20 protein-coding genes are annotated in these 21,686 nt (G+C 71.4%); 12 read left to right on the plus strand and 8 right to left on the minus strand.

Translation table 11 applies throughout. The features are described 5' to 3' along the window. Positions 1-3: 3 nt before the first annotated feature. Positions 4-1,350, minus strand: a complete 1,347-nt coding sequence (locus ABZ815_RS26430) for an NERD domain-containing protein (RefSeq protein WP_357702340.1) — start codon at positions 1,348-1,350, stop codon at positions 4-6. A 61-nt stretch (positions 1,351-1,411) separates the two neighbouring features. On the opposite strand from ABZ815_RS26430, the gene ABZ815_RS26435 reads away from it, so the two are divergent. From ABZ815_RS26435 to ABZ815_RS26445, 3 genes are all read left to right on the plus strand, one after another. Then, positions 1,412-2,029, plus strand: a complete 618-nt coding sequence (locus ABZ815_RS26435) for a DJ-1/PfpI family protein (protein WP_357702342.1) — start codon at positions 1,412-1,414, stop codon at positions 2,027-2,029. Next, a complete protein-coding gene (locus ABZ815_RS26440) occupies positions 2,026-2,520 on the plus strand; it encodes a MarR family winged helix-turn-helix transcriptional regulator (RefSeq protein WP_357702344.1) in 495 nt (164 codons plus the stop codon). Before ABZ815_RS26435 ends, ABZ815_RS26440 begins: the two co-directional genes overlap by 4 nt. Positions 2,521-3,170: 650 nt before the next feature. After that, entirely contained in the window at positions 3,171-3,437 is a 267-nt protein-coding gene (locus ABZ815_RS26445) for a hypothetical protein (protein WP_357702346.1), read from the plus strand. Positions 3,438-3,685: 248 nt separating this feature from the next. On the opposite strand, the gene ABZ815_RS26450 is transcribed toward ABZ815_RS26445, so the two are convergent. After that, complete coding sequence (locus ABZ815_RS26450) at positions 3,686-4,120, minus strand: NlpC/P60 family protein (RefSeq protein WP_357702348.1); 435 nt, start codon at positions 4,118-4,120, stop codon at positions 3,686-3,688. 452 nt (positions 4,121-4,572) lie between these two features. On the opposite strand from ABZ815_RS26450, the gene ABZ815_RS26455 reads away from it, so the two are divergent. Continuing rightward, positions 4,573-4,839 (plus strand): hypothetical protein, encoded by a 267-nt coding sequence (locus ABZ815_RS26455; RefSeq protein WP_357702350.1) that lies wholly within the window; start codon positions 4,573-4,575, stop codon positions 4,837-4,839. A gap of 452 nt (positions 4,840-5,291) precedes the next feature. Continuing rightward, positions 5,292-5,639 carry an STAS domain-containing protein gene (locus tag ABZ815_RS26460; protein ID WP_357702352.1) on the plus strand — a complete coding sequence of 116 codons (348 nt, stop codon included), beginning with the start codon at positions 5,292-5,294 and terminating at the stop codon, positions 5,637-5,639. Here ABZ815_RS26460 and ABZ815_RS26465 read toward each other — a convergent pair. Genes ABZ815_RS26465 through ABZ815_RS26485 form a run of 5 tightly spaced genes read right to left on the minus strand, consistent with a single transcriptional unit; the run spans position 5,606 to position 12,661 of the window. Further along, positions 5,606-7,813: a terpene synthase family protein gene (locus tag ABZ815_RS26465; protein ID WP_357702354.1), complete on the minus strand. Its 2,208-nt coding sequence runs from the start codon at positions 7,811-7,813 to the stop codon at positions 5,606-5,608. The two genes, ABZ815_RS26460 and ABZ815_RS26465, sit on opposite strands and share 34 nt — an antisense overlap. After that, positions 7,813-9,183 carry a family 2B encapsulin nanocompartment shell protein gene (locus ABZ815_RS26470; RefSeq protein WP_357702381.1) on the minus strand — a complete coding sequence of 457 codons (1,371 nt, stop codon included), beginning with the start codon at positions 9,181-9,183 and terminating at the stop codon, positions 7,813-7,815. The genes ABZ815_RS26465 and ABZ815_RS26470 overlap by 1 nt, the downstream gene beginning before the upstream one ends. Before the next feature lie 44 nt (positions 9,184-9,227). Then, positions 9,228-10,637, minus strand: coding sequence for a family 2B encapsulin nanocompartment shell protein (locus tag ABZ815_RS26475; RefSeq protein ID WP_357702356.1), 1,410 nt, complete (start codon positions 10,635-10,637; stop codon positions 9,228-9,230). A gap of 27 nt (positions 10,638-10,664) precedes the next feature. After that, positions 10,665-11,606, minus strand: a complete 942-nt coding sequence (locus ABZ815_RS26480) for a 4-hydroxy-3-methylbut-2-enyl diphosphate reductase (RefSeq protein ID WP_357702358.1) — start codon at positions 11,604-11,606, stop codon at positions 10,665-10,667. 11 nt (positions 11,607-11,617) lie between these two features. Then, positions 11,618-12,661: a polyprenyl synthetase family protein gene (locus ABZ815_RS26485; RefSeq protein ID WP_357702360.1), complete on the minus strand. Its 1,044-nt coding sequence runs from the start codon at positions 12,659-12,661 to the stop codon at positions 11,618-11,620. A gap of 131 nt (positions 12,662-12,792) precedes the next feature. Here ABZ815_RS26485 and ABZ815_RS26490 point away from each other — a divergent pair, with 131 nt between their 5' ends. Further along, on the plus strand, positions 12,793-14,541 hold the full coding sequence (locus ABZ815_RS26490) for a 1-deoxy-D-xylulose-5-phosphate synthase (RefSeq protein ID WP_357702362.1): 1,749 nt from the start codon (positions 12,793-12,795) through the stop codon (positions 14,539-14,541). Beyond that, positions 14,529-15,632: a flavodoxin-dependent (E)-4-hydroxy-3-methylbut-2-enyl-diphosphate synthase gene (gene ispG, locus ABZ815_RS26495; RefSeq protein ID WP_357702364.1), complete on the plus strand. Its 1,104-nt coding sequence runs from the start codon at positions 14,529-14,531 to the stop codon at positions 15,630-15,632. The genes ABZ815_RS26490 and ispG overlap by 13 nt, the downstream gene beginning before the upstream one ends. Positions 15,633-15,743: 111 nt before the next feature. Here ispG and ABZ815_RS26500 read toward each other — a convergent pair whose 3' ends face one another. Further along, positions 15,744-17,123, minus strand: a complete 1,380-nt coding sequence (locus ABZ815_RS26500) for a carbohydrate-binding protein (RefSeq protein ID WP_357702366.1) — start codon at positions 17,121-17,123, stop codon at positions 15,744-15,746. A 165-nt stretch (positions 17,124-17,288) separates the two neighbouring features. On the opposite strand from ABZ815_RS26500, the gene ABZ815_RS26505 reads away from it, so the two are divergent. The 5 genes from ABZ815_RS26505 to ABZ815_RS26525 all read left to right on the plus strand — a co-directional run bounded on the left by ABZ815_RS26505 (position 17,289) and on the right by ABZ815_RS26525 (position 21,505). Continuing rightward, a complete protein-coding gene (locus ABZ815_RS26505) occupies positions 17,289-18,470 on the plus strand; it encodes a zinc-dependent alcohol dehydrogenase (RefSeq protein WP_357702367.1) in 1,182 nt (393 codons plus the stop codon). A 41-nt stretch (positions 18,471-18,511) separates the two neighbouring features. Beyond that, on the plus strand, positions 18,512-19,561 hold the full coding sequence (locus tag ABZ815_RS26510) for an NAD-dependent epimerase/dehydratase family protein (RefSeq protein ID WP_357702369.1): 1,050 nt from the start codon (positions 18,512-18,514) through the stop codon (positions 19,559-19,561). 97 nt (positions 19,562-19,658) lie between these two features. Continuing rightward, positions 19,659-20,123: an ATP-binding protein gene (locus tag ABZ815_RS26515; RefSeq protein ID WP_357702371.1), complete on the plus strand. Its 465-nt coding sequence runs from the start codon at positions 19,659-19,661 to the stop codon at positions 20,121-20,123. Between the two features lie 69 nt (positions 20,124-20,192). Continuing rightward, complete coding sequence (gene folP / locus ABZ815_RS26520) at positions 20,193-21,092, plus strand: dihydropteroate synthase (RefSeq protein ID WP_357702373.1); 900 nt, start codon at positions 20,193-20,195, stop codon at positions 21,090-21,092. A 14-nt stretch (positions 21,093-21,106) separates the two neighbouring features. Continuing rightward, complete coding sequence (locus ABZ815_RS26525) at positions 21,107-21,505, plus strand: DUF1992 domain-containing protein (protein ID WP_357702375.1); 399 nt, start codon at positions 21,107-21,109, stop codon at positions 21,503-21,505. Positions 21,506-21,686: the final 181 nt, after the last annotated feature.

Genomic DNA, 21,686 nt, shown 5'->3' on the forward strand with positions numbered 1-21,686 from the left:
GGGTCACGGGCCGGAGACCAGCCGGCGGACCAGCCGCCGCAGCCGCGACTGCTGCAACGGCACGCCTTGGAGCGCGTCGAGCGCCTCGGCCGCGCTCGGCCGCTTGGCGGGAGCGTGGTCGAGCATCCGGCGCACCACGTCGGGCACGTCGGGACCGTGGGCGTCGGCGCTGGTCGGGAGTTCCCCGGTGAGCAGCTGGTAGGCGATGGCCCCCGCCGCGTAGACGTCGGACGCGGTGGTCATCCGGTCGGGACGCTCCTGGCACTCGGGCGCCACGTAATGGGCGTCGAGCACGTTGCCCAGCTCGTGGGCGACCGTGTAGTTGCGCGGCCCCGGCTTGGCGTAGTCGAACCCGGTCAGCACCGCGTGCCCGTCGTCGGTGACCAGCACGCACCCGGGCGTGAGCGCCCGGTGGACGACGCCGTTGGCGTGCGCGTGCGCGAGCCCGCGCAGCAGGTCCTGGATCACGCCCAGCCTGGCCCCCTTGCCCAGCGACAGGTGCAGCGCCTCCCCGTGGACGTCGTCGAGCACCAGCACGAACCGGCTCTCGTCGTCGATGGCGAAGAAGTCGCGCGAGCGCACGACGCACGGGTGGGGCGGGATGCGGGCGAGCGACTGGTAGGCGTTGGCGATGCGCTGGCGCTCGGCGGCCCGCGCCTCGTGGTCGGCCAGCGGGTCGGCCTGGTAGACCCGCAGCAGCACGGTCTCGCTGCCCGGCAGGGTGGCGTTGAACGCGCGGTACTCGGTGATCTTGGCGTCGCCGCCGAGCTGCTCCTCGACCTCCCAGTTGCCGAACCTGGGCGGCGCGGTGCTGCGGCGCACGGTCTGGTTGAGCGCGTCGAGCACCGCCGTCAGGTAGGGGCGCGCGTCGGGGCTGCACCCCCGCCTGACCCGTGAGACGTCGCCCAGCGTGGCGACCAGGCCGGGCAGGTCGGTGACGTTGGGCGCGTCGCGGCCGGCCTGGTCGACCAGCTCGGCGTCGGGCGAGGTGAGCACGACCAGGCTGTCGACGTAGACGCGTTCGAGCTGGGTGGCCCTGGACACCAGCAGGCCCTTGAGCGCCTTGGCCGTGCCCCGCAGCTTGGTCACCGGCGAGCCGAACGCCTCCCTGCGCGGCGGGTACCAGCGGGTGCCCGACACCTCGATGCGCCCGCGGGTGCCCTTGACGTCGACGACCACGAGCGAGTGGCCGGTCAGCACGAGCAGGTCGACCTCGAACACGTCGTCGCCGCGGGGGACCTCGACGTTGTGCAGCAGCAGCCAGTCGGCGGGGGCGTGGTCGCGCAAGTAGGAGATCACGCGCCGTTCGGCGTCGTTGACCGGCCGTCCTCCGCCGACGATCTGTGCCATGGCGCCTATCCTCCCACGGTTCTCTGTTGACAACATGCTGTCGAAATGACAGTGTGTTGTCATGAAGGGAATCATTCACCACGCCGTCTACGACACCTTCGCCGACTGGGAGACCGGGCACGCGACCGCCCATCTGCGCAGCGGGCGCTTCCAGCGTGAGCCGGGGGCGTACGAGGTCGTCAACGTCGGCCTGACCGCCGAGCCCGTCGTCAGCATGGGCGGCCTGCGGGTCACGCCCGGCCTCGCGCTCGACCGGCTCACGCCCGAGGGCAGCTCGCTGCTCATCCTGCCGGGGGCCGACCTCTGGGACGCGGGGGACGAGCTGGCGCCGTTCGCCCGTAAGGCCCGCGAGTTCCTGGAGGCGGGCGTGCCGATGGCGGCCATCTGCGGCGCCACCGCCGGCCTCGCCCGCGAGGGCCTGCTCGACGACCGCGACCACACCAGCGCGGCGCCGCCGTACCTGATGGCCCAGCAGGGGTACGCCGGGGCCGGGCGCTACCGGGAGGCGGACGCCGTCCTCGACGGCGACCTGGTCACCGCCGGGCCCACCGAGCCCGCCGCCTTCGCCAGGGAGATCTTCCGCCGGCTCGACATCTACCGCCCCGACGTCCTCGACGCCTGGTACCGCCTGTTCGGCAAGAGCGACGCCTCGGCGTTCGAGGTGCTGATGGCCGCATGACCCCGAGCACCACCCCCGACCCCGGCAACCACGCGGACGTGCCTGGTGGGGATGTGGCGGCTGAGCTGTTGTCCGGGCTGGCGCTGGCGTCGTTCCGGCTCAACGGCCAGTTCCTGCACGTGGCCGAGGAGCTGGCCAAGCCGGCGGGGATGACCGCGGCCTGGTGGCAGGTGCTGGGCGCCGTCCTGGGGGAGCCGCTGCCCGTGGCGGGGATCGCGCGGGTGATGGGCATGACCCGGCAAGGGGTGCAGCGGATCGCGGACCTGCTGGTGGAGAGGGGCCTCGCCGAATACCGGCCCAACCCCGCCCACCGCCGCGCCAAGCTGCTCCAGCCGACGGACGCGGGCCGCGAGGCGATCGCCGGAATCGTCCCGGGCCACCGCGACTTCGCCGCCCGCCTGGTGGAGGTGCTCGGCCTCGACGCCACCCGCGACGCCCTGACCGCCCTCCACCACCTCACCGCCGCCCTCACCCACCTCACCGACGCCTGACCTCCCCGCTCTGCTCTTCGGCTCCGGGCCGGTTCCGCTCTCCGGGCCCGGGGGAGGAGGCGGGCCGTCGCCATTCCCCGGGGCCGAACGGGAACGTGCCCGCGCGGAGCGCGGCCGCCGGGGAAACCGGCTCGACCGTCGTCCAGTAATGGCGGAACACCCTCCAATGGCTGGTCGGAGCATCGCCACCGAGGCGACCGCATGGATAACCACGACGGTCTTGCGGATATCCGTCCGCATTGCACTCGTCCGATCTCCGGATTCGCCGAACTCAGGCCCCGCCGTCACCCCTTTGTTCGCCCCGAACGTCCGCCCATGGATGGCGCCCCAGGTACGCCGTTCGGCGTAGGCCGTTCATCAAGTTTCGGGTGATCGTTGCCTAAACGGCAGTGCACGAACGCCCCAACCTCGCCGCCGGAAGGCCAAAAGAATCCCGTTCGCCGGGCAGCGGGGCCGGGATATATGCAGTCCCCGGTCGATGAGCGCGGAAACCGATCCCCAAGAAATCGAGGCGTCCCCTTGACCTTCGTTAGGCCAATCCAGGTTGCGATTTTCGCTGCCTGCCGCGATGGTTATTTGCGGCACCTCACAGCCCTGCACAAACGACCATGGCGCACAAATTCGGCGCCGATCCATGGAGGAAAGCAAACATGATCCGTCGCATTCTGGCCGGTGCAGCTATCGCGGTCACCGCTCTCGGCTTCTCCGTCTCCGCCGCGTCCGCCGACGTCGGCCCCAACCCGTACAACAACGGGCAGAGCATCCTTAGCCAGCTGAGCATTCTCGACGACCTGACGGCGCTGAACGATGTCGCCAACGACTCCATCAAGTACATCGACATCCTCACCCTGCTGCACCTGAACGACATCGAGGCCAACGTCCTCAACAACCAGGACGACTACGGCGACAACAACTGAGCCTCCTCACATGGCGTAGGCAGGAAGACGATCGGCGTCTCGCGGACAATGCCGCCGAGCCGCCCGGCCAAGGTCGGCTTCCTGGTGCCTTGAGGTGGACCGAAAGTACGCGCCGTGGCATTTCGCGAGGCCACGGCACGGGCTTGGTGCGCACCGAGCTCTGAACGCCTCGCGGCCCGGGTCGATCACTGCAGGACGACCTGGGCCGCGGGGCTCGTTCGTACCCGCGCCGAGCCGGCGGACCCGGCCTAGGCGTCGGAACGACCCGGGCTCGGGCGTACGACGCCCAGGAAGTGCGGCCGCTCCAGCGCGTCGAACCGTACGGATTCGCCGCTGAAGGGCGCGTGCACGATCTGGGTGCCGTCCACCGCGAGCGCCACGTGCTCAGGACCCGGGGTGTCGGCGTCACTGTCGTAGAACACCAGGTCCCCGGGCTGGATCTCCTCCCGCGCTATCCGGATCCCGGACCTCCACTGCTCGTACGTCGTCGTCCCGATGGCCACGCCGGCTCGCGCCCAGGCGTACTCGGTGAGACCCGAGCAGTCGAACCCCCAGGTCTTGGCCCCTTTTCCGATCCCGAAGCCGGGACCGCCCGGTCCGCCGCCGCCCCACGTGTACGGGACGCCGATCATCTCCACCGCCGCCCTCAGCGCGATCGAGCCCGCCGCCGACCGGACGGCCACGGCCTGCGCGCGGCACCCGTGCGGATGGCATCCGGCGGCGCCATACGCGGGAAACGAATGAAAAACGCACACGCTGATGTGCGCCAATGCTATTGCCAGCAACCGCAGTAGTCCGTTCATGGCATATTAGGCACCCCCGCGTGACAGGCCATGCCACCGTTACAGCACGGCGTTTCAAGCGACTTCTTCCGATTACCTTCTCCGGGAGTATGGGGATAAAACAGCCCGCCGCATCCGACGAGTCACGATATTTCCGGGCATTTCGGGACGACTTTCTCCCGATCGACGGCCAAAGGAATAAGTGCGGGTACTTGACTTTGGCTTAGCATATTCCCCTTGCGGGCCACCGTGATCCCACGAGATCGTTATTCGCGAAATTCCTGCCACTCGGGAGGCGGGTAATAAATGATGACGCGCACCGCTGCGCCGATTCCGATGAAAGGGAAGTAAAAATGATGCGTCGCATTCTCACCGGTGCAGCCATCGCCGGCGCGCTGTTCGGGTTCACGACCACGAGCGCCTCGGCCGACGTCGGCCCCAACGCCTACAACAGCGGCAAGGCCATCCTGAGCCAGCTGTCCATCCTGGACGACCTGACGCTGGCCAACGACGTCCTCAACGACTCCGTCAAGTACGTCGACGTCCTCACCGCCCTGCACCTCCAGGACATCGAGCTCAACATCCTGGACGCCCAGAGCCACTACGGCGACAACAACTGAGCAACCACTGATCGGCGGCGGCCCGTCCGTGCGCCCGTCAGGCTGACCTGAAGGCGTTCCGACAGCCACGACCCCTCGTGGCGGCACCTTGCCGGAACGCCGCCGGATCGGCCGCGACGGGACGCGGGCGAGCCCCGCCGCGAGGACGGTCCGAGGCCGGCCCAGCCCTGCGTGCTGGGCCGGCCTCGTTCGTCCGCGAAGACCCGAGAGCGGAGTTCAGAGACCGGAGATCAGGCCCGGAGACGGCCCTTCATCATTGGGCTGCAATTCGGTCATTTTTGCCTGAACATCCCATAGTGAAACATAATTCGTGTAACCTGGTTTCGGGTTAATCGTCAGCGCGGCGAAAGGCGCCGTGACCTCCTCAGGGCGGCCAGGACGGCCGGGAGGAACCCTGACGGTCATCCCACCGGCAACCCCCTGGTCCATAGCTGTTGGGGGGTGCGCACGTCGTGAACGATCTCGAAGAGCGGCTGCTCTATCAGGACGGGCAGCTCAGCATCACGCTGCGGGTCGCCGCCGGCGCCCCGGCCGTCGCCCTGGCGGGGGAGATCGACGTCACCAACAGCCCCGCGCTCGCCAGCACGCTGTCCGACTCGCGCGGGGGCAGCACGTACATCGACGTCGACACCGGTGAACTGACCTTCATCGACCTGTCCGGGCTGCGGGTGCTGGCGCTGCCCGCGCTGCCCCCGGACGAGCGGTGGATCCGCCTGCACAACGTCACGCCGCACGTGCGGCGGCTGCTGCGCATGATGGGCTGGTTCTACGCCCCGCGCCCGTACGACGTGCCGCTGTAGACGCCGCTGTAGAGCAGGGTCGCCGCCGACGTGCCCAGCCCGTGGGGACCCGACAGCCGGAAGACCGGCGGCCGGTGGTGCCGCCGCAGGGACGGCTCGTCGTAGCGGAAACAACCGCGATGCCAGTTGAGTATGCCGCTCAGCCAGTGGCGGCAGTCGGCCAGATACGCGTCGAGCACCCCCCTCGCCGCGCAGTCGAGCCCGAGGTCGTCGCACAGGACCGGCAGTTCGTGCGCGGCGATGTGCTGGAACTGCTTCATCCGCGAGGTCAGCAGGTCGTTGACGATGCCCAGCGCCGCCGGGTAGTCGCAGTCGAAGAAGCTCTGGACCACCAGGACGCAGTTGTGCACCTCGCCCTCGAACTCGATCTCCTTCTGGTACGAGAAGATGTCGTTCATCAACATTCCGCAGTCCATGACCGCGTTCTCCAGCGCCCGCATCGGGCCGCTCTCGTACAGCGCCTCGGGCAGCGTGTGCGCGTGCCGCAGCCGGCACAGGCTCATCGTCAGCTCCGAGCCGAAGGTGAGCCGGCGCATCTCCAGGTAGTCCACCGGGTCGGGGATGTGCCCGGCCACCTCGTTGCCCAGCTCCCAGAGCCAGCCTTCGCACATCGTCACGACCGACAGGCGCAGCCGCGCGCGGGCCGCGGGCGGCATCGGCCCCGCCGTACGGGCCCACACGTCGGCCAGGCCGCGTTCGAGCGCGCTCACGGGCGGCGGCACGGGCGTGCCGTCCAGCGGCATGAACGCCGAGAGCCTGGACACCGCGACCTTGGCCGCCGCCAGGTTGCCCGACCGGCCGAAGACGACGGGGAAGTAGTCGTCGCCGTAGGTGCCCCAGCACAACCAGGCGGAGGCCAGGTCCAGTTCCTCGGGGGTGGCGTCGGGATGCAGGCCCGCGGCGCACAGCGGCAGGTCGTAGTCGGCCAGCTTGTCGGCGTCCCAGACCGCCGAGCCCGCGACGCCCGGCTGGGCCTCCAGCAGGCCCATGGACGCGCACCAGGCCGCCGCGTGCCGCCGGGCCCGGTCGAGGTGGGGGGAGAGGCGCAGCTCGAAGGGCATGTACAGCTCGGGAATGCGCGAGGGGCCGACCGGCTGCCGCCCGGCGTGGGCGAAGTTGCGCAGCCGCTTGGCCCCGGTGCCGCTGATCAGCGACTTCATGCCGAGCGGCCGGGCCGTCGTCGCGCCCTCGTTCATGTAGCGGCTCGACCGCAGGTGCCACTCGTGCCCGCCCGACTGCCAGTCCTGCAACCCCTTGACGTAGGCCAGCACGCCCACCGCCGACAACGGGTCGACGGCGTGCTCGACGAAGAGCGGGCCCAGCTCGCCCAGCGCGGTGTGCTCGAACTGCTGCATGCGCGAGGTGAGCAGGTCGTTGACGGCGTCGGCGGCCTCCTGCGTCGTGCACCCGAGGAACGTCTCCAGCACCAGCACGCCGTTGCTCAGTTCGCCCTCGTCCCTGACCTCACGCTCGTAGGAGAACAGATCGTTGCGCAGGTGCACGGCGTCGGAGAAGCTGTCCTTCAGCACCCGCAGCGGCCTGGTGCCGGCCAGCCGCGCGGGGATCTCGGCCCGCACCGCGTGCTCGACCAGCCCCGCCGACCAGGGCGCGCCGCCCACCTTGCGGCGCATCTCGATGTACTCGACCGGGTTGGCGATCCGGCCCTCGTTGATGTTGGACAACTCCCAGATCGACTCGTTGAGCAGGTGGCGGGTGCTCTCGGCGAACCGCCGCCGCCAGTCGGCCGACATGCCCGGCACCGTACGCCGCCACAGGTCGGCCAGCCCCGCCTCGACCGGGTTGACCGGCTCCGGCATGGACAGGTCATCGCCCATCGGCATGAACGCGGGCAGCCGGTCGAGGTGCCGCTTGCCGCCCCGGAGGTCGCCGGTGCGCTTGAAGACGTCGAGGAAGTGGTCGTCGAAGAAGAACACCCAGACGTACCAGTCGGTGATCAGGCACAGCTCGGTGCCGTCGCAATCGGGATGGGTGTAGGCGCACATCAGCGAGTAGTCGTGGCCGTCGAGGTCGGCCTCCTCCCAGACGCCCGATCCCTCCAGCATGCCCATGTCGCGCGCCCACTGCTTGGCGTGCGTACGGGCCTCCTCCAGGTTCGGGTTGAGCCGCGCCGGATACGGCATGTAGAACTCGGGCAGCTCGAACGGGTGTGCCATCAGCTCGCGACCTCCACGTCTTCCAGCACCCCGAGCGCGTCGGGCACCAGGACCGCGCACGAGTAGTAGGCGCTGACCAGGTACGACATGACCGCCTTCCGGTCGATGCCGGTGAGCTTCACGCTGAGCCCCGGCTCCCGCTCGTCGGGGACGCCGGTCTGGAACAGGCCCACGACGCCCTGGTCCTTCTCGCCGGTGCGCATGCACAGGATCGACGTGGTGCCCGCCCGGCTGATCGGGATCTTGTCACACGGCAGGATGGGCACCCCCCGCCACGACTGCACGGGGACACCCTCGATCTCGGCGGTGTCGGGATAGACGCCCCTGGCGCTGCACTGCCGGCCGAAGGCCGCGATGGCCCGCGGATGGGCGAGAAAGAACCGGGACTTCTTCCTCCGGCTGACCAGGTCGTCGAGGTCATCGGGGGTGGGCGGCCCGGACAGCGTGCGGATGCGCTGGCTCGGGTCGACGTTGTGCAGCAGGCCGAAGTCGCGGTTGTTGACCAGCTCGCGCTCCTGCGACTCGCGCACCGCCTGCACGGTGAGCCTGAGCTGCTGCTCGGTCTGGTCCATCGGGTCGCTGAACAGGTCCGCGACCCGGGTGTGCACGCGCAGCACGGTCTGCGAGACGTTCAGCTCGTACTCGCGCGGCCCCGGGTCGTAGTCCACGAACGTGCCCGGCAGGGTGTGCTCGCCCCGATGGCCGGCCGCCAGGTCGATGGCCGCCTCACCGTGCTTGGTCTGGGGGGCGGCCCGCCGGGCGCGGTGGCGTTCGAGCTGTTCGAGCAGGGCGGGCGCGCTCTCGGCCAGCGCGCGCAGTTCCCCCCACGGCAGGGCCAGCACCGTGCACCTGGTGCCGGCCTCCAGCGTGTCGTGCCGTACGGCCCGTTCGCCCGGCGGCTCGGTGCCGGTGTGGTCGCCCTCGCCGAGGGCGCCGAGCACCAAGCGGTTGCCGTAGTCGCCCGGCTGGTACCTGGTGACCCGGCCGTCGGCGACCAGGATGATCTCGTCAGCCGGCCGTCCGGCCCGTGCGATCGTGTCGCCGCGGGCGTACTCCCGCTGCTCGAACAGCCCCGCGAGGGTGTCGAGCAGGCGGTCGTCGTCGAGCCCGTGGAGCGGCGGCAGCTCGGTCAGGCTCGGGGGCACCACCCGTACCCGGGCGCCGGTGCGCGAGAAGCTCACGCGGCCACCGCCGACCACGTAGGTGAGCCGCCGGTTCACCCGGTAGGTGCCGGCGGTGTCCACCCACGGGAGCATCCGCAGCAGCCAGCGGGAGGAGATCTCCTGCATCTGCGGAGGCGTCTTGGTCGTCGTGGCGAGCTTCCGCGCCGCGGCGGTATCCAGGCTCAGCCGCTGATCCGACTCCGTCAACTCAACCACCACCAATTCTTGGACCGGACGGACGAAAGGGGCTGCTAGCCGTTCCTGCCGAGCTCGACGTCCTCCAGGACGCCGAGCGCGTCGGGCACCAGGACGGCGGCCGAGTAGTAGGCGCTGACCAGGTAGGAGATGATCGCCTTCTCGTTGATGTTCATGAAGCGCACCGAGAGGCTGGGCTGGTACTCGTCGGGGATGCCGGTCTGGTGCAGGCCGACGACCCCCTGGTTCTCCTGGCCCGTACGCATGAGCAGGAACGACGTGGTGCGCTTGCCCGTGACCGGGATCTTGCTGCACGGGAAGATCGGCACACCCCGCCAGGCCGGGATGCGGTGGCCGTTGACCTCGCTGGCCTGCGGGTAGAGGCCGCGCTTGCTGCACTCCCTGCCGAACGCGGCGATGGCCTGCGGGTGCGCGAGGAAGAAGGCCGGCTCCTTCCACACCACGGCCAGCAGGTCGTCGAGGTCGTCGGGCGTGGGAGGGCCGGAACGGGTGCGGATGCGCTGGCTGAAGTCGGCGTTGTGCAGCAGGCCGAACTCCCGGTTGTTGATCAGCTCGTGCTCCTGCCGCTCGCGCAGGGCCTCGATCGTGAGGCGGAGCTGCTGGTCGAGCTGGCTCATCGGCTGGTTGTACAGGTCGGAGACCCGGCTGTGCACCCGCAGGACGGTCTGGGCGACGCTCAGCTCGTACTCGCGGGGCGACTGCTCGTAGTCCACGAACGTGCCGGGCAGCGCGACCTCGCCGGAGTGGCCCGAGGACATGTCGATCGCGGCCTCGCCGTAGGCGTTCTGGGCGTGGTCGCCGGAGGCGCGCCAGTTCTGGAGGTGCTCGCGCAGCGCCGGCGACTGCTCGGCGAGCTGCTCGAAGGTCTGCCTGGACAGGGTGAGCACGGTGGTGTGCGTCTTGGCCGTGGCGGTGAAGTCGTACGTGCCGCCGCCGACCAGCGCCTGCTCGCCGAGGTGGTCGCCGTCGGCCAGGACGCCGAGGTTCTGCTCGTCGCCGTAGGCGCCCTGCCCGACCTTGCCGACCCGGCCGTGGGCGATCAGCACGAGCTGGTCGGCCGGGTCGTCCTCCCTGACGATGGCCTCGCCCGGCTCGATCTCGCGCTGCTGGAAGCGGTCGGCCAGCGCTTCCAGCACCTCCATGTCGTCGAAGCCGCGCAGCATGGGCAGCTCGGTCAGCTCGGCCGGGATGACCCGCACGTCGGAGCCGGTCGTGGAGAACGTGATGCGCCCGTCGCCGAGCGTGTACGTCAGGCGCCTGTTGACCCGGAACACGCCACCGGAGCACTGCACCCACGGCAGCAGCCGCAGCAGCCACCTGGAGGTGATCTCCTGCATCTGCGGTGGCGTCTTGGTCGTGGTCGCGAGCTGTTTGGCGGCCTCGGTACTGAGGCTGAGCTGTCCGTTGCCGTTCACGGGCGCGCTGGAGTCGGTGGTTTCTGTCATGGTGCACCGCCAATCTCGGTGTGGGGTCTAGCCGGGGTTGCGGGAGGAACGGAGTTCCAGGGGGAGGGAGAAGGTGAGCGTCTCCTCGGTCACGGTCACGGTCTCGACGTCGGTGAAGCCGTGGCCGGCGAGCCAGTCGAGCAGGTCGTCGACCAGCACGTCCGGCACGGAAGCGCCGGAGCTGACCCCGACCGTCCGCACGCCGCCGAGCCACCGGGGATCGGCGTCGGCGGCGCGGTCGACCAGGTGGGCGGCGGGGGCACCGGCGTGCCGCGCGACCTCGACCAGCCGCTGGGAGTTGGAGGAGTTGGCCGAGCCGACGACGATGACCAGGTCGCACTCGGGGGCGATCCGGGTGATCGCCTCCTGGCGGTTCTGGCTGGCGTAGCAGATGTCGTCGCTCGGCGGGTCGGCCAGGTGGGGGAACCGGTCGCGCAGCTCGGCGACGGCGCCCATGGTCTCGTCGACCGAGAGGGTGGTCTGCGACAGCCAGCTCATGCGCGCCGCGCCGTTCGCGGTGACCTCGTGGGTCCTGGCCGGGTCGACGACGTGGATGCGGCCGGGCGCCTCGCCGACCGTGCCCTCGACCTCCTCGTGCTCGGCGTGGCCGATGAGCACGATCTCGTGGCCGGCCTCGGCCAGCCGTACCGCCTCCTTGTGCACCTTGGTGACCAGGGGGCAGGTGGCGTCGATCGTGCGCAGGCCGCGGCGCCCGGCCTCCCGGCGGACCGCGGGGGAGACGCCGTGGGCGGAGAAGATCACCAGCGCGCCGTCCGGCACCTCGTCGAGCTCGTCGACGAAGACCGCGCCGCGGCTGCTGAGATCGGCCACCACGAACGTGTTGTGCACGATCTGCTTGCGCACGTAGACCGGTGGCCCGAAGCGCCGGAGCGCCTCCTCCACGGAGATGATCGCCCGTTCGACGCCCGCGCAGTAACCGCGCGGGGCCGCGAGCAGTACGCGTCCCATCGGAAAGCCCCCTACTTGGTACGGTGCGCGAGCTGGTCGGCCAGGACGGACAGCGCGCTGCCGGCCTCGGGCCCGATCGGCGCCCGTGCCAGGGCGGCCGTGGCCTCGCCCACGCGTTCGTCGATCATCGACTCGACCTGGTCGAGCGCGCCCGTGTCGATGAGGATGGTGCGCAGCCCGGCGGCCTGCTCCTCGGTGAGGCCCGGGTTGCCGTGCCAGGCGCGCAGGTAGTCGAGCTGCGCGGGCGAGGCGTGCGCCACGGCGTGCGCGATCATCACCGTGTGCTTGCCCTCGCGCAGGTCGTCGAGCGCGGACTTGCCGGTCTCGGCCACGGAGCCGAACGTGCCCAGCACGTCGTCGCGGAGCTGGAACGCCTCGCCGAGCGGCACGCCGAACCGGGAGAAGGACTCCAGCAGCTCGGCGGAGGCGCCGGCCAGGGCGCCGCCGATCTGCAGCGGCCGCTCGACGGTGTACTTGGCCGTCTTGTAGCGGATCACCGTCAGGGCCTCCGTCACGCTCGCGCCGGCGCGGAGCTGGGCGAGGATGTCGAGGTACTGGCCGCTGATGACCTCGGTGCGCATGGCGTCGAAGAGGTGGTGGGCGGCGCGCAGGCGTACGGGATCGACGCCGCACGACGACAACAGGGTGTCGGACCAGGCCAGGCTGAGCGTGCCGAGCAGGATGCCGCCCGCGTGCCCGAACGCCTGCGCGGACGGGCCGTCGTGGAGGTCGGCGAGGTTCCGGTGGATCGTCGCCCGGCCCCGGCGCAGCTCGCTGCCGTCCATGATGTCGTCGTGGATGAGCAGCCCGGCGTGGCACAGCTCCAGGGCCGCCGCGGCGCTGACGATCTCGTCGCAGTCGGCGCCGCCCGCGCCCCGCCAGCCCCAGTAGCACAGCAGGGGACGGATGCGCTTGCCGCCGCCGAGGATGAACTCGGTCAGCAACCGGTAGGCCGTCTGCACGTCGGGATCGGAGACGGGCGCCCGCCAGGTCTCAAGGAAGTCGGCGAGGCGTCGCTCGATCCGCGATCCGAGGTAGTGCTGCGTGAAGCTCACCGGCATCCGCTCGGCTCCTTCTTGTCGGGACGCGCGCTACCAATAGTTACTACTTGAATACAGAGCGTGTAAAGTGTCTTGGGCCTTTCAACTATCTTTTTGGCTCACCTGCAACACCGTCAGGGGATGTCATGACGAGCCTGTTGCCGTACGTTTCCACTCCCCAAGACCTGCGCGCCCTGCCCGCCGAGCTGCTGCCCGGCCTGGCCCGCGAGATCCGCGACTTCCTGGTCGACAAGGTGAGCGCGCGTGGCGGGCACCTGGGCTCCAACCTCGGCGTCGTCGAGCTCACGATCGCCCTGCACCGCGTGTTCGACTCGCCCGGCGACGCCATCGTCTTCGACACCGGGCACCAGGCGTACGTCCACAAGATCCTCACCGGGCGGCGCGACTCCTTCGACGCGCTGCGCTGCCGCGGCGGCCTCAGCGGCTACCCGAGCCGGGAGGAGTCCGTCCACGACCACGTCGACAACTCCCACGCCTCCGCCGCGCTCGCCTACGCCGACGGCCTGGCCAAGGCGCGCCTGCTGGCCGGCGACGCGGACCGGGCGGTGGTCGCCGTGGTCGGAGACGGCGCGCTCACCGGCGGCATGGCCTGGGAGGCGCTCAACAACCTGGGCGTGGCCCGCCACCGGCCGGTCGTCGTCGTGCTCAACGACAACGGCCGCTCCTACGCCCCGACCCACGGCGGCATCGCCGACCATCTGGCCCGCCTGCGCACGGCCGCCGACGTGACCGTCTTCGAGCAGCTCGGCCTGCGTTACCTCGGCCCGGTCGACGGCCACGACATCGCCGCCCTCGAAGCGGCCATGCGCGCCGCCCGCGAGCTGCGGGCCCCCGTCGTGCTCCACTGCGTCACCCGCAAGGGCCGCGGCTACGACCCCGCCGAGCAGGACCACGACGAGCACCTGCACGCGATCCCGGCCACCGATCCGGCCACCGGCCGTCCCCTCGGCGCCGGCGCCGCCACCTGGACGGACGCGTTCGCCCGCCACCTGTGCGTGCTCGGCGAGCGCCGCGACGACCTGGTGGCCGTCACCGCCGCCATGCCGGGGCCGACCGGGCTGGCCTGCTTCGGGCGGCGCTTCCCCGGCCGCATGTTCGACGTCGGCATCGCCGAGCAGCAGGCCCTGGCCTCGGCGGCGGGCATGGCCATGGCGGGCCTGCACCCGGTGGTCGCCCTCTACGCGACGTTCCTGGGGCGCGCCTTCGACCAGGTGCTGATGGACGTCGCGCTGCACCGGCTGCCGGTGACGCTCGTGCTCGACCGGGCCGGCCTCACCGGCCCCGACGGGCCCAGCCACCACGGCATGTGGGACCTCGCGGCGCTGGCGACGGCGCCCGGCATGCGGGTGGCCGCGCCGCGCGACGCCCGGCGGCTGTGCGAGCTGCTGGAGGAGGCGGTCGAGCACCCCGGGCCCACCGCGCTGCGCTTCCCCAAGGCGGCCGCCGGTCCCGAGATCCCGCGCGCGGGGCGCGTCGGCGATGTCGACGTGCTCTTCGCGGGCGGCCAGGACGTGCTGCTGGTGGCGGTCGGGCCGATGGCCGGGCCGTGCCTGGGCGCGGCGGCCATGTTGTCGGCCGCCGGGATCGGCGTGACCGTGGCCGATCCGCGCTGGGTCATCCCGGTTTCTGCCGGTCTGCGCGGGCTCGCCGCGGCCGCCCGGCTGGTGGTGACCGTCGAGGACGGTCTGGCCGCCTGTGGGGCCGGCGCCCTGCTCCGGCAGGAGTGCGGGCCCGGGCAGCACATCGTCAACCTCGGCCTGCCGCGCGAGTTCGTCGCGCACGGGAGCCGGGCCGGGTTGCTCGCCGAGGCCGGGCTCACCGGCCAGGGCATCGCGCACGCCGTCAGAAGGGAGTTGGACAGGTGGCCGCTGTAGATCTCGGACTGCCGGTGCGTCATCGGGCGCGCAGGGCGTCCAGGCAGGTCATGGTGGGGTCCGTGCCGGTGGGGGGCGACGCGCCCGTCTCGGTGCAGTCGATGACGACGACGGTGACGGCCGACGTCGACGCCACGTTGCGGCAGATCGCCGAGCTGACGGCGGCGGGCTGCCAGATCGTCCGCGTCGCCGTGCCGACGCAGGAGGACGCCGACGCGCTGCCGGCCCTGGCGCGCAAGTCGCAGATCCCGGTCGTCGCCGACATCCACTTCCAGCCGCGTTACGTCTTCGCCGCCATCGAGGCGGGGTGCGCGGCCGTCCGGGTCAATCCAGGCAACATCAGGAAATTTGATGACAAGGTAGGTGAGATCGCGCGGGCCGCGTCCGACGCGGGGGTGTCCATCCGCATCGGGGTCAACGCCGGCTCGCTCGACCCCCGGCTGCTGGCCAAGCACGGCAGGGCCACACCGGCCGCGCTGGTGGAGTCGGCGCTGTGGGAGTGCTCGCTGTTCGAGGAGCACGGCTTCCGCGACATCAAGATCTCCGTCAAGCACCACGACCCGCAGGTGATGACGGCGGCCTACCGGATGCTGGCCCGTAGCTGCGACTACCCGCTGCACCTCGGCGTCACCGAGGCCGGGCCGCTCATGCAGGGCACGATCAAGTCGGCGGTGGCGTTCGGGATCCTGCTCGACGAGGGCATCGGCGACACGATCCGGGTCTCGCTGTCCGCGCCTCCGGTGGAGGAGGTCAAGGTCGGCATCGGGATCCTGGAGTCGCTGGGGCTGCGGCGGCGGAGGCTGGAGATCGTCTCCTGCCCGTCGTGCGGGCGGGCCCAGGTCGACGTGTACGGGCTGGCCGAACGGGTGACCGCGGCCCTCGACGGCTTCCCCCACCCGCTGCGGGTGGCGGTGATGGGCTGCGTGGTCAACGGGCCGGGCGAGGCCAGGGAGGCGGACCTGGGCGTGGCCTCGGGCAACGGCAAGGGCCAGATCTTCGTCAGGGGCGAGGTGGTCAGGACCGTCCCCGAGTCGCGGATCGTGGAGACGCTGGTCGAGGAGGCCCTGCGGCTGGCCGGAGAGGCGTCCTGACGGGCGTGGGGAACGCATCGGCCGGGCGATGTCCCTGACGGAGGAGTGGGACATAGCCCGGCCGCGCGGTCCAGGTCGTGAGGGGGTATCTCCGCCTGGACGTCTAGTGGGTCAGACGCGCTGCCACAGAGCCGGCACGTTCGGCGGCTCCCAGCCCGGCTGAGCGGTGTGCCCCTGGAGGCAGCGGTACGACGAGCCGCCGTACGTCACCGTCGCGCCGGCGGCGTACGTCGTGCCCGCGGCCCACGTGCCGCCCGGGACGGTGGTCGTGACGGTCGGCGTGCTGGTCGGGCCGGGGCCGCCGCCCTGGGTGGCGAGGGTCAGGCCGTAGGCGGACAGGATCTCGTTGACCGGCTGGAAGTACGTCGTGCCGCCCGAGCTGCAGTTGCCCGAGCCGCCCGAGGTCACGCCCTGGGCCTGGTCGCCGGAGATGAACGAGCCGCCGGAGTCGCCGGGCTCGGCGCAGACGTTGGTCCGCGTCACGCCGGAGACGGTGCCCTCCTGGTAGGTGACGCTGGCGTTGAGCTGCTGGACCGAGCCGCAGTGGTAACCGGTGGTCGATCCGGCGCGGCAGACGGCCGAGCCCACCTGGGCCACGGTCGAGCCGCGTACGGGCAGGATGCCGGCGCTGTAGCCGTACACCACGCCGGTCGGGGTCCACTGGCCGTTGACCTCGACCCAGGAGTAGTCGTTGCCCGGGAAGGACGAGCCGCGGAAGGTGCCCATGGCGACCCGGTTGGAACCGGACGTGCTGGACCCGGCGGTGCCGCAGTGGCCGGCGCTGACGAAGCCGCCCTGCGAGCCGGCCTTGGTCACCGAGAAGCCGACCGAGCAGCGCGTCCCGGAGCCGATGTAGTAGGCGTCGCCGCCGCGGACGTCGTAGAAGAGCGTGGGCTTCTCGGCCGAGCGCACGACCTGGACGGCGGAGGCGTCCACGCCGCTGGCCTTCACCCAGGCGGCGGCCTTGGCGGGGTTGGAGCTGAGGACGACGACGGTGTTGTTGACGACGTCCACGTACCAGACGGGGGCGGTCTTCGGGGCCTTGGCCGACGCGCCGTCGAGCTTGGCCTTGACCTGGTCGAGGCTGCTCAGCGAGCGGGTGACCACGCGGGCCTGCACGCCGGCCGCGGCGATGGCGGCCACCTGCGAGCTGTCGGTGGTGGCGGTGACCGGGGTGGAGGTGGGGCCGGTCACCCAGGAGCCGGCGTAGGAGGCGCCTAACCGGGCGCGCAGGGTGGGTTCGAGACCGGCCGCCGCGGACTCGTTGACCAGGCGGGCCTCGGCCTGCTGACCGGTGATGCCGAGGTCCCTGCTCATGGCGTCGACCAGGCCCTGAGGGGGGTCGGCGACGGCCTGGGCGTTGGCCTGGGCGATGGCGTAGGGGGTGTCGTCCTGTGCGGTGGCGCCCTTGGCGGCGAAGGCCAGGGCGGGGACGCTGATCATGGTGACCGCGAGCGCGATGCCCGCCGTCACGGTCTTCCTGGGGAGCATGTGCATGTCTCCTCGCGTACAGGGGGGTGTCTGCACGGTACGGGTCCGAATACGAGGAGTGGTCGTCCCAAAAGACCCCTATCACGGTGTTATGGGGGAAATCGTTTGGGGCGCTATGTGGGGGTATGCGGCATTTATGCCGTCCGAATCCCATCTGGAGGCGTCATGAAGGCCGTCACCTGGCACGGCAAGCGCGACGTACGGGTCGAGGAGGTCCCCGACCCGGCCATCAAGGAGCCCAACGACGCGGTGATCCGAGTGACCAGCACCGGCATCTGCGGCTCGGACCTCCACCTGTACGAAGTGCTCGGCCCGTTCATGGCCGAGGGCGACATCCTGGGCCACGAGCCCATGGGCGTCGTCGAGGCCGTCGGGGCGGCCGTCACCGACATCAGGCCCGGCGACCGCGTCGTCATCCCGTTCAACATCTCCTGCGGCCACTGCCACATGTGCGGCCTGGAACTGTACGCGCAGTGCGAGACCACGCAGGTCAAGGAGCAGGGCATGGGCGCCGCGCTGTTCGGTTACACCAGGCTGTACGGCCAGGTGCCCGGCGGCCAGGCCGAGTACCTGCGCGTGCCCGAGGCCCAGTTCGGCCCGATCAAGGTCCCCGAGGGCCCGCCGGACGAGCGCTTCGTGTTCCTGTCCGACGTGCTGCCGACCGCCTGGCAGGCCGTCGACTTCGCGCAGATCCCGGACGGCGGCAGCGTCGCCGTCTTCGGCCTGGGCCCCATCGGCCAGATGTGCGCCCGCATCGCCCGCCACCTCGGCGCCCGCGTGATCGGCGTGGACGGCGTCACCGAACGCCTGGAGATGGCCCGCCGCCACGGCATCGAAGTCGTGGACGGGAGCGAGACCTCCGACGTGCCCGGGGCGATCCGCGAGCTCACCTCGGGCCGCGGCACCGACTCGGTGATCGACGCCGTCGGCATGGAGGCCCACGGCTCCCCGGCCGCCAAGATCGCCCAGACGCTCACCGGGCTGCTGCCGGACGCGGTGGCCGCGCCGCTGATGTCCCACGCGGGCGTCGACCGGCTGGCCGCGCTCAACCAGGCCATCGACACGGTCCGCCGCGGCGGCGTCATCTCCGTCATCGGCGTCTACGGGGGCATGACCGACCCGATGCCGATGTTGCGCATGTTCGACAAGGGCGTCACGCTGCGCATGGGCCAGGCCCACGTGCGGCGGTGGATCAACCGGCTCATGCCGCTGGTCACCGACGACTCCGACCCGCTCGGCGTCATGGACCTCACCACCCACCGCATGCGGCTGGACGAGGCGCCGCAGGCGTATGAGATGTTCCAGAAGAAGGCGAATGGCGCGATAAAGATCCTGTTGCAGCCCTGAGCAGGGGTTTCGCCGTCCGGAGCACGGGCAGCGGTGCATGCATGAGAGTCGTGGTGGTCGGGGCTACCGGCAACGTCGGCACGAGCGTCGTACGCGCGCTCGCGGCGGATGACAACGTGACGTCGATCGTGGGCGTCGCCCGCCGCCTGCCGGGATGGCGCATCGACCGCACCGAGTGGCGGCAGGCCGACGTCGCCACCGGCGACCTCTCGCGCATCTTCGACGGCGCCGACGCCGTCGTGCACCTCGCGTGGCTGTTCCAGCCCACCAGGGACCCGGCCGTCACCTGGCGGGCGAACGTGCTGGGCAGCATGCGGGTGTTCCGCGCGGCGGCCGAGGCCGGGGTGCCGGCGCTGGTCCACGCGTCCTCGGTCGGGGCGTACTCGCCGGGCCCCAAGGACCGGCCGGTGGACGAGAGCTGGCCCACGCACGGCTGGCCGGGCGCCGCGTACGGCCGGGAGAAGGCGTACGTCGAGCGGGTGCTCGACGTCTTCGAGCACGACCATCCGGCGATCCGCGTGGTGCGGATGCGACCGGGGTTCATCTTCCAGCGGGCGGCGGCCAGCGAGCAGCGCCGCCTGTTCGCCGGGCCGTTCCTGCCGCGCGGGCTCTTCCGGCCCGGCCGCATCCCGTTCGTGCCCGACGTGCCCGGACTGCGGCTTCAGGTCCTGCACGCCGACGACGCCGCCGAGGCGTACCGGCTGGCCGTGACCAGGACGGTGTCGGGGGCCTTCAACCTGGCCGCCGAGCCCGTGCTCGACCCCGCCGACCTGGCCAAGCTCCTCGGCACCCGGACGATGCCGGTCACGCCCTGGCTGGCCAGGACGCTGATGTCGGCCGGCTGGCACTTGCGGCTGGTGCCCGCCTCGCCGGGGCTGCTCGAACTGGCCCTGCGCATCCCCGTCATGAAGACCGACCGGGCCAGGGACGTCCTGGGCTGGCGGCCGCGGCGCTCCTCCTGGGACGCCATGCGCGAGCTGCTGGACGGCCTGCACGACGGCGCCGGCATGGAGACCCCGCCGCTCAGGCCCGACGGCGGTCCGGTGGGCCGGGCCAAGGAACTGGCCACGGGAGCCGGCGGCCGTCCCTGATCCGGGGGTGTAACGGCGCCGGACCGGGGAAGGGGACCGGTCTCTACGCAAGGTCCAGAGGCGTGGCCTGCGTGTCGTGACGACACGAAGGAGCGCCATGGCCCTTCTGCTGACCCAGCTCTTCACCCTCCACGACGTCACCAAGCTGCGCCGCGCGGTCGCCGAGCAGGCCGAGAACAGCGGGCTGCGCGACGGCCGGCTGGAGGACTTCGTCCTGGCCGTGCACGAGAGCGTGGTCAACGCCGTGGAGCACGCGGGCGGACGCGGACATCTGACGTTGTGGACGGTCGACGGGGTCATCCGCTCGGAGACGGCGGACCAGGGGGCGGGCATCCCGCAGGCGTACCTCGACGGCGCCGTCCGGCCGGCCGACCTCACCTGCACCGGCCGCGGGATCTACCTGATCCGGCGGTTGTGCGACCTGGCCGACTTCCGTACCGGGCCGGACGGCACCACGGTCCGGCTCACCATGCGCCTGCCGCACGCGCCCGCCCTCCCGCGGACCATGAAGCGGATCAGGGTCACCGGGAGCGGCGGGCCGTCCGGGCACTTCCAGGGCTGAGCGCGGGCGCGCCCGACTGCCCCGCCGCGGCCCCGGGTAGGCTCGGCAGGAGACGGAAGGGGCCACTACGTGAGCGGCGGAAACATTCCCCCCGAGATCATCTCTCCGGTCCGCCGCATCGGGCGGCGGGAGTTCGATTTCCAGCGCCAGGTCGCCATCATGGCCATCGTCAACCGCACCCCCAACTCCTTCCACGACCAGGGGAGCACGTACGAGCTCGACCGCGCGGTCGCGGCCTGCGTGCGGGCCGTCGAGGAGGGGGCCGACTGGGTGGACATCGGCGGGTTCGCCTTCAGCGCGGCCCAGGCCGCGATCGGCGTCGAGGAGGAGATCAATCGCGTGGCCCCGGTGATCGCCGAGGTCAGGGCCGCGACCGACGCCGTCATCTCGGTCGACACCCACCGTCCCGAGGTCGCCAGGGCGGCTCTTGCGGCCGGCGCCGACGTCATCAACGACACCAACGGCCTGCGCGAGCCCGGCCTGGCCGAGGTCGCGGCCGAGACCGGCGCCGGCGTGATCGTCACCCACAGCCTCGGCGGCCCCGGCAGGAGGGTCTTCCGCCCGAGCTACGACGACGTCGTCGGCGAGGTCGCCGGCTTCCTGCGCGAACGGGTCGCCTTCGCGCTCAAGGCCGGCATCGCCCCCGACCGGATCATCATCGACCCGGGCCACGACCTGAACAAGAACACCTTCCACTCCCTGGAGCTGACGCGGCGGCTGGAGGAGATCACCGCGATCGGCTACCCCACCCTGGTCGCGCTGTCGAACAAGGACTTCATCGGCGAGACCATCGACCGCCCGCAGGGCGAGCGCAAGGAGGGGACGATCGCCGCGAACGTCGTCTCCATCCTCAAGGGCGCCCGGATTCTGCGGGTGCACGACGTGGCCGCGACGGTCGCGTCCGTGCGCATGACCGAGGCCGTGCTCGGCTGGCGGACGCCGGTCGCGCCGAGCCACAATCTGGCGTGAGAGGAGCCGCGTCCGTGACCGATCGCAAGCCGGTGGGCATGCCGTTCGAGAGCTGGGTCGACAGGCAGATCCGCGAGGCGACCGAGCGCGGGGAGTTCGACGACCTGCCCGGCGCGGGCAAGCCGCTGCCCGGCCTCGACCGGCCGCACGACGAGATGTGGTGGATCAAGCAGAAGCTGGAGAGCGAGGGGCTGTCCCTGCCGCTGCCCCCGACGCTGGCGCTGCGCAAGGAGGCCGAGGAGGTGCTGCGGCAGGCCCGCGGGGCCAGGTCCGAGACCGAGGTGCGGCAACTGCTCGAAGAGGTCAACGAGAAGATCCGCGACGCGATCAGGAGGGGCCTGCCGGGGCCGCCGCTCAACCTGATGCCCTTCGACGTCGAGCGTGTCGTGTCGGAGTGGCGCGAGAGCCGCTGAGCGGCGCGGCCGATGGGGAAGGGGCCCGAGCTCCGGCCCGGGCCCCTTCGCCGGACGAGGGGCCCGGGTCAGGCGGGCCCCTCGGCCGGGGGGGGGGGGGGGGCGGGCGGCGCCCCCGGCCGCGGGGGGCGGGGGTCTGGGTGGGGGGGGGCGTGGGAGATCACCGGCCGGAGGAGCTGAC

It is taken from the genome of Nonomuraea sp. NPDC047529 (genome assembly GCF_040642995.1).
Classification (GTDB): Bacteria; Actinomycetota; Actinomycetes; order Streptosporangiales; family Streptosporangiaceae; genus Nonomuraea.